Origin of the sequence: Oceanobacillus chungangensis, assembly GCF_003369565.1 — a bacterium.
GTDB lineage: Bacteria > Bacillota > Bacilli > Bacillales > Amphibacillaceae > Oceanobacillus > Oceanobacillus chungangensis.
In genome coordinates this window covers 131,861-146,444 of record NZ_PIOD01000025.1, presented here as the reverse complement: position 1 = coordinate 146,444, position 14,584 = coordinate 131,861, and the positions used below count along the sequence as shown (strand labels likewise).

General features: G+C 37.2%; 14 protein-coding genes and 1 other annotated feature. Of the genes, 5 read left to right on the top strand and 9 right to left on the bottom strand.

Going from position 1 to position 14,584, the window contains the following annotated elements:
* Nucleotides 1-29: 29 nt before the first annotated feature.
* Together CWR45_RS16920 and CWR45_RS16915 are read right to left on the bottom strand one after the other, a co-directional pair.
* A complete protein-coding gene (locus CWR45_RS16920; RefSeq protein WP_115751019.1) occupies nt 30-584 on the bottom strand; it encodes an ECF-type riboflavin transporter substrate-binding protein in 555 nt (184 codons plus the stop codon).
* Nucleotides 585-659: 75 nt separating this feature from the next.
* Nucleotides 660-1,517: an SAM hydrolase/SAM-dependent halogenase family protein gene (locus tag CWR45_RS16915; RefSeq protein WP_115751018.1), complete on the bottom strand. Its 858-nt coding sequence runs from the start codon at nt 1,515-1,517 to the stop codon at nt 660-662.
* Nucleotides 1,518-1,574: 57 nt separating this feature from the next.
* Nucleotides 1,575-1,861, bottom strand: a binding site (T-box leader).
* 261 nt (nt 1,862-2,122) lie between these two features.
* Here CWR45_RS16915 and CWR45_RS16910 point away from each other — a divergent pair.
* Nucleotides 2,123-2,374, top strand: a complete 252-nt coding sequence (locus tag CWR45_RS16910; protein ID WP_115751017.1) for a GlsB/YeaQ/YmgE family stress response membrane protein — start codon at nt 2,123-2,125, stop codon at nt 2,372-2,374.
* Nucleotides 2,375-2,680: 306 nt separating this feature from the next.
* Entirely contained in the window at nt 2,681-2,986 is a 306-nt protein-coding gene (locus tag CWR45_RS16905) for a monooxygenase (protein WP_115751279.1), read from the top strand.
* Between the two features lie 184 nt (nt 2,987-3,170).
* Here CWR45_RS16905 and CWR45_RS16900 read toward each other — a convergent pair whose 3' ends face one another.
* The 7 genes from CWR45_RS16900 to CWR45_RS16870 all read right to left on the bottom strand — a co-directional run bounded on the left by CWR45_RS16900 (nt 3,171) and on the right by CWR45_RS16870 (nt 10,680).
* Nucleotides 3,171-3,953, bottom strand: a complete 783-nt coding sequence (locus tag CWR45_RS16900; protein WP_115751016.1) for an ABC transporter ATP-binding protein — start codon at nt 3,951-3,953, stop codon at nt 3,171-3,173.
* Nucleotides 3,954-4,180: 227 nt separating this feature from the next.
* Nucleotides 4,181-4,837 carry a 2OG-Fe(II) oxygenase gene (locus tag CWR45_RS16895; RefSeq protein WP_115751015.1) on the bottom strand — a complete coding sequence of 219 codons (657 nt, stop codon included), beginning with the start codon at nt 4,835-4,837 and terminating at the stop codon, nt 4,181-4,183.
* A 268-nt stretch (nt 4,838-5,105) separates the two neighbouring features.
* Entirely contained in the window at nt 5,106-5,999 is an 894-nt protein-coding gene (gene lsrF / locus CWR45_RS16890) for a 3-hydroxy-5-phosphonooxypentane-2,4-dione thiolase (protein ID WP_115751014.1), read from the bottom strand.
* 33 nt (nt 6,000-6,032) lie between these two features.
* Entirely contained in the window at nt 6,033-7,133 is a 1,101-nt protein-coding gene (gene lsrB, locus CWR45_RS16885; protein WP_115751013.1) for an autoinducer 2 ABC transporter substrate-binding protein LsrB, read from the bottom strand.
* A gap of 53 nt (nt 7,134-7,186) precedes the next feature.
* A complete protein-coding gene (locus tag CWR45_RS16880; RefSeq protein ID WP_115751012.1) occupies nt 7,187-8,182 on the bottom strand; it encodes an ABC transporter permease in 996 nt (331 codons plus the stop codon).
* Nucleotides 8,183-8,189: 7 nt separating this feature from the next.
* Entirely contained in the window at nt 8,190-9,185 is a 996-nt protein-coding gene (locus CWR45_RS16875) for an ABC transporter permease (protein ID WP_170138898.1), read from the bottom strand.
* On the bottom strand, nt 9,172-10,680 hold the full coding sequence (locus CWR45_RS16870) for a sugar ABC transporter ATP-binding protein (protein WP_115751010.1): 1,509 nt from the start codon (nt 10,678-10,680) through the stop codon (nt 9,172-9,174). Before CWR45_RS16870 ends, CWR45_RS16875 begins: the two co-directional genes overlap by 14 nt.
* A 787-nt stretch (nt 10,681-11,467) precedes the next feature.
* On the opposite strand from CWR45_RS16870, the gene CWR45_RS16865 reads away from it, so the two are divergent.
* The 3 genes from CWR45_RS16865 to CWR45_RS16855 all read left to right on the top strand — a co-directional run bounded on the left by CWR45_RS16865 (nt 11,468) and on the right by CWR45_RS16855 (nt 14,374).
* Nucleotides 11,468-12,385, top strand: a complete 918-nt coding sequence (locus CWR45_RS16865; protein WP_170138897.1) for a sugar-binding transcriptional regulator — start codon at nt 11,468-11,470, stop codon at nt 12,383-12,385.
* Between the two features lie 63 nt (nt 12,386-12,448).
* Nucleotides 12,449-13,999: an autoinducer-2 kinase gene (lsrK, locus tag CWR45_RS16860; protein ID WP_115751008.1), complete on the top strand. Its 1,551-nt coding sequence runs from the start codon at nt 12,449-12,451 to the stop codon at nt 13,997-13,999.
* A gap of 18 nt (nt 14,000-14,017) precedes the next feature.
* Nucleotides 14,018-14,374, top strand: coding sequence for a cupin domain-containing protein (locus CWR45_RS16855; protein WP_115751007.1), 357 nt, complete (start codon nt 14,018-14,020; stop codon nt 14,372-14,374).
* The last annotated feature ends 210 nt before the right edge of the window (nt 14,375-14,584 follow it).

The following is a 14,584-nucleotide window of genomic DNA, read 5'->3' as shown; positions in this document are numbered from 1 at the left end:
TCGCACTCCTGTTCAGGACAATACAGCTATTATTCCTTCACTAGGCTGTCACTCTTACCACGGGTTTTCGCATAGCCAGTTAATAATAATGTACCAATAACTCCAACTGTAATGAAATTGAAAATACCAGCAACAGCCCCTTGTGTGAATACTTTATTTGCCGGTTCCGCATAAATTAGGATATCAAGAATTGGTGCTATGATAAACCAGCCAGCAATCTGTACGATTGCTTGAACAATATTAAATGTAATAATTTTGTTTTTTCCAAAAATACCACTTTCAATATTGATTCGATTCGCTACTAGTCCTATGAAGAATCCTACGAATAATGACACAAATACCCAGCTCCACCAAACAGACCCCCAAGCGATTACATCTGTTAAGGTATGGCCGATCAGCCCAATCATTCCACCGGCTATCGGTCCGAATACAACGGCCATCAGCGCTAGAAAGGCATATGATGTTTGAATATTCGTATTCGGTATACCAGTTGGTATTGCTACAAACCTTGATAAAATAACAAATACTGCTGCACCTATCCCAATTGCTACAATAGTTTTAATTGATAGTGTATTTTTCCACATGTTATTTCCCCCTTTTCTGTTAAACTTGCACTTATATAGTAAGAGAGTTTTTATACTTTCTTATCTACCAAAAAATTAACGAAAAATAAGATCGGATGCTTTACGTATACTAATTTTCCAATTTGCACCTGTTTCGATATGATACGCTTTCGCGAAAGAACCTTGGTTAATTGCGACACCAAGTTTATCTAATGAGTTAACAAATAATAACGGTTCCCCTAAGCGACTATCTGCGAATGACCGTCCAAACTTCATAATATTTTTATAGATATGGCGCCGATTATTTTCGATTGTAACTTCTAATGAATCACCGTATTTAATTCCACTTTCAATGAATAATTCACGGTTAATATTGGTCCATAAATTTCCAAAGCGAACATCAAGGATATCGATATTACCGATTAATATACCGGACTCAATACATGCTTCTTTCTTTTCTAATTCAATAATTTGATCAATATCATGCAGCGGTCCAACTTCCTCAAAGCTTATTACGCCAGCTGCAAGTCTTGCCCCTGTATATGCATAGACATCACGACCATGAAAAGTATAGGACTCTCCAGAATTTGGCAATCGATTAAGTCGTTCATCAATGATTCGTGCTTCGATAATACCGATATGATGTTTAATATGTGTCAAAGTCCCATTGTCCGGTGTGATTATATAATGATTGTCAGCTGTTTTTGCGACGATACTTAAACGCTCCGTCCCCACACCTGGATCAACAACAGAAACGAAAACACTATCCTCTGGCCAGTAATGAATCGTTTGATAAAGGCGATAAGAAGCCTCCCATATATTATATTGTGGAATATCATGTGTTAGATCAAAAACTCGAATTTTCGGGTCAACCGAAAGTGCAACACCATACATCGCACTAACTGCTCCATCACTTAAACCAAAATCTGTTTGCAATACTAAATGTTTACTCATCCTAAAACCCTCCAATTAATTTATTGCATTAAAAAACCACGCCATTACCAAAAAATCGATAAGGACGTGGTTAATTTACGTGGTACCACCTTACTTTACTGCATGCTCACACATACAGCCTCATCAAGTACTAAAGTCTTAATCTAATTAAATAATAGATGACCCCTTATACTTGTGGTATGGATAACGAGTACCAAATCTCGTCGGAACCTACTAATATCCATGATACTTTCAGCACGAAACTCCGAGGCCATTGTTCAGATTCATATTTTTGCTTCTTCTCAGCTACCGAAGCTCTCTTTGAAAAATAACAGAATCCTACTTTTCCTCATCAACGTTTTTTTAAATGTTACGACAATTTAATTAACATAAGTATAAAGTGTTATTTTTTAAAAATCAAGTCTTTTTAGAAAATCTCGATAAGTAGAGTGTTTAGTCTCCTTGAGTTTAGCCAAAACACGCAGTTTGACGGATAAGAGGTGAGCGCCTGATCAGTTTTGAAGCTCTGTTTCCACTCCTTTCTCAAAATTAATATTCACTTTTGGTTTATAAAATTGCAATTTGGGATATAAAGATAATATAACTACTAGAGGAGTGAGAGTGACATGGGATTTTTATGGAGTTTAATTATTGGTGGTATACTAGGTTGGATAGCTAGTCTAATCGTCGGAAAAGATATACCAGGTGGAATTATAGGTAATATTATTGCTGGATTTATCGGTGCTTGGATTGGTTCTTCACTACTAGGAAACTGGGGACCTGAAATTGGTGATTTCTATATTGTCCCAGCATTAATTGGAGCTATCGTTCTTATTTTCATTGTTAGCCTAATTATGAGAGCCATGCGAAAAAGATAATATAGAAAAATAGATATAGTATATTAAAAATCAAACAGCCATTTCAGTTTTACTGAAATGGCTGTTGCTTTTGAATAACTATTCTCTAAGACTATTCAACATATGGACTTCGCTTCCCGATTTAAGAAAGCCTTTTAAACTTTGAATGGTTCGACTTTCCCATAAAATGTGGCTATCTTGCCGAACATGCCTTCATAGGAATAGAATAAAGGACGTTTGGGAGCATGGTGAGGCAATGCCCTATCTCAATTGAAGTCATAGACGTACTTTGCTAAACTAAAGTCAATAGGGGGAGGAATGTTAGATATGGCATATGTATTACAAGTAGATTTTCCAATGGATGGGCCATTTGGTGAAGAAATGACTGAATCTTTCGCAGGATTAGCAGCGAGCATAAACGAAGAAGATGGTTTCATTTGGAAGATTTGGACAGAAGATAGTCAGGAAAAGCTAGCTGGTGGAATCTATCTATTCGAAACTAAAGAAACTGCTCAAAAGTATTTAGAAATGCATTCTGAACGATTAATTGATTTTGGTTTTGAAACGGTAAATGCAAAGATTTTCGCTGTTAATGAAGGTTTATCCAAAATTACACACGGGCCTCTAAAGTAATAAAATTCAGTAGTCCTCAATCTTGTTATTCAGGAGAAAGGACTACTTTTTTCATTTATATGAAGTTAGCTGATGAGCATTGAAATCCCTAATAAATCTCGTATTCTATCTAAGCTATGTCGACTGTTATCGATAGGTTTAAATCATTAAGAAATAAATATTCCCCAGGAAATATTTATCGAATTTAATCGATAATTGTCACCCAAGCTCTATTCTTCCTCCATGCAACGTCTAATGGAATGTCAAAGAAATGCGAAAGGTTTTCACTTGTTAAAATATCTTTACTTTTCCCCCGATTAAATACTGCCCCATTACGAAGCAACAGTGTGTTCGTAAAGATTGGGATTATTTCTTCAATATGATGTGTGACAAAAATAATAGTCGGTGCATCGTCTTGTAGTGCAAATTGATTAATTGCAGCTAATAATCCTTCTCTAGAAATAAAATCCAGTCCATTCGTCGGTTCATCTAGAATTAGCAATTCTGGTGATGCCATTAGTCCTCTAGCAATTAGAATCTTTTGTTTCTCTCCCTGTGAGCATGTCTGATACTTTCGTTCTGCTAGATGACTGCAACCCAGCTGCTCCAATAATTCCCTGGCATGCTGGTAATCCTCCACTGTGGGCTCTTCATACAAACCAATCGAGGCAAATTTTCCACTGACAACAATATTCTCTCCATATTCCGTTCCGTTGATCCTCTCCTGCAGCGAAGAACTCACCCAGCCAATCGACTTCCGTAGCTCACGAATATCCGTTTTACCAAAAGGCTGTTCCAATACACTTACTTTCCCCGTTGTTGGCCAAATATAGCCATTAATCATATTTAGCAGCGTTGTTTTTCCAGAGCCATTTAGTCCCAGCACCGCCCAATGCTCGCCACGTTTCACCTGCCAGTTGATATCGGAAAGAATCACTTTTCCATCTCTTAGCCAATCCACATTTTTTATATCAATTACTTTATTCAATCTATTCACCTCTCAATATGCATCTATTAATTCCATTAATCTTACTATTAAATCTATATTAGCAGTTTGTGCGAAAATTAGAAATGATGAGTATTGGTTGCTGCAAAGGTATTTCTAGGGGATTTAAAAGTTGTTCGGCGTAGGAGTAATATACAAGAGTCTCGAAGGCTGATTGAAGAAACGTAAAAGAGACTTGCTTGATCAAGTCTCTATACTTTCATTCTTGTTTATCTTACTCGTTGTTTTCTCATCCATTGTGTGGCTACCCATTTTTCTCCTGCTGTTACGGGTGCACCACCGTGTAAGGTTCGTTCATTTAGGTAGTGATCTGCATAGAAGTATTCAAAGTACACCGCCATTCCTTTTTTTGGCGAAACGGAAAAATTCAGCTCTGGAAAAAAGGTTTCTCCGCCTTGTTCGACGTCATTTAAGTACATGACCAGCGTACTGATTCGATTATTTTTGGAAGCTTTGCTTGCAGCTGAAAAATAGTCAAAATGAGCTTTATACTCCTGTCCAGTCGTATATTTTAGAATTTGAAGCCCCTCCCCATGTTCGATGGGGATGTTCATTATGTTGGATACTCTATTTTCAATTTTCGTCAGGATGTCGTGTTCATTTCCTTCAAAAAACATGCTACTGCTCGTTCGGATTTCATTTACTTCCCGGGTATCTCCAATTTTTGAACGATTCATGTTATCTTTTGATAATCGAATGAGTTCGTCGCACTCTTCATCGCTCAAAACATTCCCTAGCACTAATAAGAGCGGTTCTTCCAGACGGGCAACAATATGAATCTCTCGATCTTCTGTTTGAAAACGATTTCCGACGTGGTGAAAAATAGTTTGTTCTTTCCCATTGATTTGTTCATTTTCATTTGCCATCATGCCTCACTCCTTTAGTGATTCTAATTTTGGTACAACGATTTTGTTTTATTTTTGTCATTTCAATTTTATTATACTATAATTTTCTGTTTATTTGGCAAATTTAGATTCATTTTGTAAGTCTCTAAGATAATATTTTTTGTTGTGCATTTGAACATATTCCAATTTAGCAAACAAAAAAATCCATAGTAATATAAAATTACTACGGATCATTCTGCAAAATGTTAACTTGTTTTTCCAAGGGAACTAAATAATCATTAGTTACATGTTATACTTCAGCTTTTACATTTATTGCATGCTGGTAAAATTCGTATGCCTCGACATCCGAATAACCTTCATGGACTACCTTTCCAATCGCTTGAATCATCTCTTCAGGATATTTCGATTGGAAAATATTTCTACCCATATCTACACCTGCAGCTCCTCCCTCAATTGCTCGATATGCAAGTGTGAGGGCATCCTTCTCCGGAATCTTCTTCCCTCCAGCTACAACTAAAGGTACTGGACATGCGGAAGCAACCTTTTCAAAGTCCTCACAATAATATGTTTTAACTATTTGTACGCCAAATTCAGCAAGCATTCTTGTAGCTAATAAGAAAAATTGTGTCGTTCGCTCCATTTCTTTTCCAACAGCGACAACGCCCATTGTTGGTATCGAATATTTCGAGCCAAGATTGACGGCCCTGTTCAACTCTTCAATTGTCTCCTTCTGTCCTCTCGCACCAATAAATGTTTGGATTGCAATTGCACTTGCATTCATTTTAATTGCATCTTCAATATCAACTACCATGGATTCCTGGCTTAAATCATCTTGTAAAACACTCGAACCAGATGAAGCTCTTAAGGCGATTGCTTTATTATATGTTGCTGGGACACTGCTCCTGATTGCTCCCCTAGTTCCCATCAGGCAATCTGCATAATTTGCTAGCCTAGGAATTAATAGATCCAATCTTTCTAGACCTGACGTCGGTCCCATGAAATAGCCATGGTCAAATGCTAGCATTACCGTTTTTCCTGTTTCGGGATTAAAAATCCTTGATAACCGGTCCTTCATACCCCAGTCATAGTTCGCAGCACCTTTTACATGAAAGTCTCCATTATTAGCAAATGGAACTGCTTCTGAAAAGTTTTTTGCATCTTTATTACCTACAACATCTGCCATCTGATACAATCTCCCCTCGATTTATTCCCATATTTAAAAGTCAAAATCATTTGTATTATCTTTTGTAAAAACAATTCGCTCAGGTAAAACGATAATACCAGAGTCCTCTGCTTCATAGTCATAGCCCTGAACAGAATTTGGTTCTACTGTAACTTCACCGATGTTAGGGACATCAACTGTGTCACCAACCTTTAGTTCATTTCCTTGTGCTAAATAATATGCGATGTATACTGCCAGTGCACCCTGGTCTGTTACATCCCATAAACCATGATTAAGAATCGTGCCATTTTCGATAAATTGACGCATTGAGTTTGGAGAAGCAAAACCAGTTATGATAAGATCTTCTGCAGTTAGCCCTTTGTTTTCAGCAGCTTGTGCCATCGCAGGAAGAGCAGTTGAATCGGGTGCAATCACTGCATCTAAATCCGGATACGAATCAATGATGCTTTCTCCAATTTGTAATGATAACTGTTCATCCCCTTCCCCAAATTGTTTTGTAACCATTTCCCAGTTCGGATATTTCTCAGCAATATAAGTTTCTGCATAATCAACCCATGAATTTTGGTCGGGAACTGTAGGACTTGAGTAGAACCAAGCAACTTGTTGCTCTGCATTCGGATCATCCATTTGTTCCGCTGCCATATCGACGAGCATCGCCCCTAGTATTTCTGGAGTTCCCTGATTAATATAGACCGTTCGATATTCCGGATCTACATCAGAATCCCATGTTACTACCTTCACTCCTGCATCTAGTGCATTTTGCAATGCTTGGTTCAATCCATCAGATGTCACCGACGAAATTGCAATCGCATCTGCACCACTACTCACCGCACTGTTGATAATTTGCACTTGGTTGGCTACCGTTCCCTCTGGTGTACCATCATATTTCACCTCAAAGCCTATTTCCTCTGCCATTGCTTGTGCACCATTATTTCCCGATTCAAAAAAAGCATTACCTGTCATCTTCGGGATGAAAACAACTTCAATATCACTTGCAGCTTCATTTCCTGAAGAATCACTACCATCTGAAGTATCTTTTGTTGCTCCATCATCATTTGTATTACATGCTGCGAGTAAAAATACCAACAATACAATACCAAATAAGGTTTTTAAGATGTTAGATTTTTTTCTCATTACAGTCTACCTCCGATTTATTTGAAATATAAAACCACATACCGCCACTTAAGCTAGGCACTATTTTTTTGCGGGGATATTATTCGTTTAATGCTTGACTTGAAATCTGCAGAAATCCCTAGGAATGCTGCTGAAATAATAAGGAGAAGTCCTGTTGATAAGCCGATATATTGTGTCGAAACACCTCCCATTTGCAAACCTATTTGCAGAAATCCTACAATTATGCTTGCTAGAGCAGTACCGACAACACCTCCTTTACCACCAGTAATTAAAGTCCCCCCTAAAACAACAACTGTTAATATCGGCATGAGGTACTCTGCACCGAAATCTGCCCTTGAACTTCCTAAATAGGAGGTCAGCATGACACCAGCAACACCAGCACTTAACCCTGATAACACATACGTACTCGTAATAATTTTCTTCGTATTGATCCCCGCATACTCTGCAGCACGCTGATTAATTCCTGTTAAGTAAATATATCTCCCGTACCTCGTCCAATATAGGAGGACATACGCAATGGCAAACATGATGAAAAATAATAAAACAGAATGTGGGATTCCAAGTAGTTTTCCATATGCAATATTACTAAATTGCTGAGGAAAACCGGAGATCCCTTCATACGTACTTACACCAGAAAGGCCGACAAACACGATTGCGACTCCGCTATATAACAGCATTCCACCAAGGGTGATCACCATTGCCTGAACGCGTCCATAAGCTATAAGCATCCCGTTTAATAAACCACATAATCCACCTACTAATATCGCGAGGATGATTGATATCCAGATATTTATCCCAATAACTTGTGATAGAATTCCAATGACAACAGAGGTTAATCCGATAATGGCTCCCCCTGAGATATCAATACCACCTGTAATCACAACAAAAGTAACAAAGAAAGCAATAATAGCGATGCCGATAAAATCGTTAAAGCTATTTAATAAAATCGTGATATTCAAGAATCTCGGGTTAATTAATCCGAATATGATAATTTCTGTGATTAAAATAAACCCTAACATCAGATTCCATTTTGGTATTTTTCCTAACATCCCAGATTCACACCTCCTTCTGAATGACTCTAGCATTTAGTCTTTCTCTCTTCGCTTGTTTACTAGACTTTCTTGCTAAAAATGCATCAGTTACTACAATGATAATTAAAAGTGAGCCTGATATCGCATCATTCCAAAATGCAGGAACTTTCATATAAACAAGTGCAGAAATAATAGAGGTCATAATAATTGCACCAATACTAGCACCAACAACTGATCCCAAGCCGCCAATTAACGATACACCACCAAGAACTGTCGCTGCGATTACAGTCATTTCAATACCTAATCCAGCAGTTGTTGAAATAAAACCAATCTGACTGGCAAATATTAACCCTGCAATGGATGCACAGACACTCGAAATGATAAATGCATATGTTTTATATCTTTTTACTGGAATTCCTAAGAGAATAGCACCGTCCTCATTGTCACCTATTGCTGCAAAATATCTCCCTTTATTGCCCTTTGATAAATACAATTGAATGACCATAACAGCAACAATTACGATAATTGCCAACATATTTATTCCAAAAATATTTAACTGTGAAAGCTGCTTAAATGCGAGTGGTAGATTCTCAATCCATTTCCCGTCCGTATATATCACCTGGATTACCCTTAGAATTCCAAGCATTCCCAGGGTCATAATAAAGGAGGAGATTTTTAATATAGTAACCCCTAGACCATTAATCAAACCAATGAGTATCCCGATAAGAATTGCTATAAATATCGCTAAAATGATACTGGCGCCATCTCTGAGAATAATCCCGCTGACTGCTGCACTAAGTCCCAGTACACCGCCAACAGAAATATCAATATTGCCAGTCAACAGAACGAACGTCATCCCAATTGCAAGCACGATATATAGCAAACTGCTTTTTAACACATTTTGAATGTTACCTAAGGATAAAAAGTCCATATTAACAATCCCTGCAATAACAAACAATAGGATTAAAAAGAGAAATGTCCTAAACTCTCTCTGCTTTAGCAGTGTTTCAACTTTTGACATTGGCTTCACTTCTTTCATATGTTCCAAAAGCTGCCTTCATTACATTCGTCGCATTGATCTCCTCTATTTCCAGACAAACATTACATGTTCCTCGATGTATCGCATAAATACGATCACTAATTCTTTCAATTTCCTCTAAATCAGAAGAAATTAATAAAATGGCAAATCCTTTTTCTTTTAATTCCGAAATAATCGAGTAAATATCATTTCTTGCTGCAGCATCTATGCCTCGTGTCGGCTCATCCATAATGATTAATTTTGGCTTTGTTGATAGAATCCTGGCAATGACAGATTTTTGTTGATTTCCTCCAGATAATGATTTGATTTCATCATCCATGCTATCGAGCTTAATACTTAATCGATCAATGTATTCACTAGATATTTTCTCCTCCATTCTCTTATTTATAAAAAAACCCTGTTGCTTAATAACTTGTGTCGTAATATTGTTTCTGACGGAACTAATCGAGAAGATTCCGTGTAAAAATCGATCTTCAGGTATATATGCCACGCCACTTTCCACTGTTTCATCGATTGATAATCCCGTAATGTCTTTTCCATCCAAGTAAATTTTTCCATGCTTTGGTTGCGTAATACCATAGATGGATTCGGCTATTTCTGTTCTTCCTGCCCCAACAAGGCCGGCAAGTCCAACCACTTCCCCTTTGTAAACATTGAAGCTGATTCGATAAAATCCATCGCCACTAATATCTTCAACCTGAAGTATTGGGGGCTCATTACTTTGATTCAATCTATTTTTTTCAAAATGATGAGCGTAATTCTTTATATTGCCTTCTGGAATTAGTCCCAGAATTAACATTTCTTTCGTAAACTGATCGATCTTTCCTTTGAGTGTAATGTTGCCATCGCGTAAAATTACGGCATGGGTTGAAATTTTAAATACCTCGTCAAGCCGATGCGTAATATAGAAGATTCCCACACCTGCAGTCTTCAGCTTTTCAATTACTGCAAATAAAGACTTCGTTTCCGAGAATGTTAAAGCCGATGTAGGTTCATCAAGTATTAGAACCTTTGCATTCCGCAGTAGACCTTTAATTATTTCTAACTGCTGCTGCTCAGCGATTGTTAACGAATTGGCATACCGGCGTAAATCCAAGTCCCAGTCTAATTGTTTCATTAGTTTTTTCGTTCGTGCCCTTACCTCTGCTTTACTTATATGGAAGCCAATTGTCAAATTTTGCTCTACGGTCATATTGGGAAACAAAAGCGGTTCTTGCGGGACTAAATAGATTCCTTTCTGATGGGCGATTAATGGATTGAAGTGAACGATGTTTTCCCCCTTAACTTCAAGTTCACCTGCATCTGCCTTATAAACTCCAGTCAATATTTTCATCAATGTACTTTTACCTGCACCGTTTCCACCAATAATTGAAATTACTTCTGATTCGTGAATAGCAAGTGATACTCCTTTTAAAACTTGGTTTTGATGAAATGACTTTTTTATGTTTTTTAATTCTACTAATGGATTAGTGTTCAAGTTTTACACCCCCATAACATTTATTCTTTTTGGCTCATTTCGCTGTATTGCTATTTATACTAACCTAGTATGATATTTGCTTCCATGCCCGTCGCTCCAGAAATACACTTCGCTTTCCGCGGGCGGCTGGTGAGCCTCCTTGTGCTATCGCACTTCGTAGTCTCACCGAGGCCTTTTATTTCTTCCGCTGTGGTGAGCGAGTAAAAAATATTTTCTATCCCTCCATAGAAGGTATCAAGCTCTCATAGTTAAGCTGTAAATCTTCTAGACTGACTAACTTGAAGTGGAGCATCAAAGTTTTTCTTATCAGCACAGATCAACTTTGCACTTAGTTCAATGTTGATATCGACTACGAGTATCAATAATCACTTGAGATAGTAACTAAACAGCCTACTTTTTCCTATATATCAACTTTTATCTCTGTAAGCGTTTGCTTTGTTTGTAAATTATATTATGTGTTCATACATTTTATTAATGATTCATCATTTTATTATTTATTAATCTTAAAAAATATGATTCATAGCTTACTATCTTAATAAAATTAATATCCTGAAATTGTTAATAAATAGGGATTTCCAAGCATATTATTAATCTCAACATTTCCTTTCACATCAAATTTCCATTCGTTCAATTTCCCTGGACCTTATTTACCAATGCGGCTAACAAATGTTTTTCGTAGCTAATTTTGTTCTTATAAAAATAGGGTTTAGCCAGGTCTTTCGGAAACAACCTTAATTGCACCTATGTACTTAATTACTAACAAATCTATCCAAAAAGAGGGATGCGCTTGTCCTACGAAAAAGATCTAATCGTAAAGATTGCCTGGAAATATTACAACGAGGGGATGACGCAAAATGAAATAGCCGCATCACTAAATCTATCAAGGATGAAGGTCATTAAGTACCTAGAAAGAGCAAAAACAACAAATATTATTCAATTTAAAATTAACTTGGAAAAAATCACGAATATGGAGCTGCAAAATGAAATAAAGAAGAAATATGGATTACAGGATATTTATATTGTGCCAACCTCTAATCAGAAAACTATTGAAAGTCTTACAGTAGCAGCGGCACAATACATCGAAGACCGGATAACAAGTGACACAATGATAAATATTGGATATGGGCAAGCGGTTGCGAAGACATTAGGGCACTTAAATATTTCAACAAAATATAACGTTACATTTGTCTCTTTATCAGGCGGCGTAAAATTTTACATGCCTACTGCAATTGATACAAGATCAGACTACTACACAAATCCAAACTATAAGCACTACATTATTCCGTCTCCATTAATGGTTTCCTCTATAGAACTCGCGGAACAAATGCTGAGAGAAAAATCAATAAACAAAATACTGAGGATGATTCCATATTCAACGATTACAGTAATCGGAATTGGAGCATTGAATGAACAAGCAACGATTGTAAAGGAAGACGAACTGAGCTTGAATGACTTAGAGATTTTAAAAGCAAAAGGCGCCGTTGGTGATCTATTGAGCCAATTTTACGACCTCAATGGCAATGTTCTAGATTTTCCTTTACATAAGCATCTTATCAGTACAGATATTCATTTACTAAAATCACTTCAGCATGTCGTTGCGGTTGCAGGTGGGCTTGATAAAAGGGAAGCAATTATCGGTGCACTTAATGGTGGATATATCGATGTACTAATCACAGATGAATCTGTTGCAGAAGCGATAGTTTGACTGTATTTTTTCCCGATTATTTTAAAAACGATAGAAAGGAAGATAAATATCAAAACCTATTTAATGGCAATTGATGCAGGGACTGGAAGTGTTAGAGTAATCTTATTCGACACCTTAGGTAATGAAATTCAAGTTTCCCAATCAGAATGGACACATAAAGAAGATAAAAGATATCCCGGCTCCATGGATTTTGATGTTACAAAAAACATTGAAATTATTACTGATTTAATGAATGAAACGATTAACAAAAGTAATGTTGATCCTAAGCAGATTGTTGCGATATCAACAACTAGCATGCGTGAAGCAATTGTTTTATATGATGAATCTGGCAAGGAGTTATGGGCATGCGCAAATGTCGACTCGAGATCGAATGATGAAGTCACAAATATATATCAACGAAGTGAAACAATGGAAGCTGATATTTATCGCAAATCAGGGCAAACATTTTCATTAGGTGCGATTCCAAGAATTCTTTGGGTAAAAAACAATCTACCAGAAACATATAAACAGGTAAAATATGTGACAATGCTAAATGATTGGATAACCTACCGATTAACGGATGTCATTTCAGTTGAACCTTCGAACGGCTGTACAACTGGGCTCTTTGACCTAAAGAAAAGAAGTTGGGACAAATCTATCGCTGACCAAGCTGGACTTCGAAATGATATTTTCCCAATTACTTATGAGAGTGGCACAGTCATTGGAAATGTAACCGAAAAAATGGCAGAACTGACAGGACTCTGCACTGAGACACTTGTTGTCGCAGGTGGTGGCGATGCACAGCTTGGATGTATTGGCATGGGTGTAATTGGTGATGGTAGCGCGGCTATTTTAGGTGGAAGCTTCTGGCAATATGAATATACAACTAAAAATATGCGGATTGATGACAAGTGCAGGGTGCGAATTAACTGTCATGCTGTTCCAAATACGTGGCAGTACGAAGCAATTGCTTTTTATCCCGGATTAGTGATGCGGTGGTTTCGTGATAGTTTTTGTGAATTAGAGAAATATATGGAAGATGTAACCGGGGAAAGCATCTATGCACAAATGGAAAAACGCGCACGAAACGTACCAGTTGGCAGTAATGGAATGTTAAGTACCTTCTCGGACAAAATGAATTACATTTCATGGAAGCATGCTGCTCCTAGTTTCATAAATTACAAGCTAGATTCGGAGCGATTTAATAAGGCAACATTTTACCGATCAATTATGGAAAACGCCGCCTTTGTAACGAAGGGAAATATTGAGTTAATAAATGAAATTACAAATACATCACCGAAAGAAATAATATTCGCTGGAGGCGCATCGAAAAGTGAACTATGGTGCCAAATTATTTCAGATGTACTAAATATACCAATCAAGGTGCCCGCTGTCAGAGAATCGACAGCACTTGGCGCAGCGATTTGTGCAGGTGTCGGCGCAAATATTTATGAGAGCTTTGACGATGCAATATCTAAGGTTGTTTCATTTGAGGAAACATATTACCCAGTGATGGAAAATCATATCATCTATATTGATTTATATAAGAAATGGGAAAAAATCTATAAAAACCAGCTAGAATTAGCGGATCAAGGGCTCACAGAACATATGTGGATAGCACCAGGCTTAAAATAATCTGAAGGAGTGTTGACGGTGGCGATTGTTAATGAAAACGAGAAAGAATATCGTTTTGGTGATAGTGGTCCAAAGTATCTTATGCGAGGACCTAGAATGAACTTTGGAATTGTTGTACTGACGCCTGGGCAAGATTTTGCTGCGCATTATCACAATATGATGGAAGAGAATTTCTATATATTAGAGGGTGAGCTCGAAATTCATATTGATCAAGAAATATTTCATTGCAAAAAAGGAGATTTTATTCAAGTTGAACCGAAGAAGGTCCACTACTTAATTAATCGGGGAAACACAGACTTTAAAGCAGCATTCATGCTTGCTCCATATCAAGAAAAGGATAAAGTTGAAGTAGAATATAAACCGTATCGTAATTAATTTGGGTGAAGATAGATTGTTAATATAGGATAGTCATGGGGTGCATTATGAGCTAGATCGCTCCATATTGGGGTAAAAGAAATCTCCACCCAAGGCATAATCCATGCAAGAACTTTGCTCTCGATTATCAACTAGTTATTACAAAGGATTCACACCAAACGAGATCGTCAGATGGATAAAAGTCGGGGAGTGACAGCACCTTTATACGCC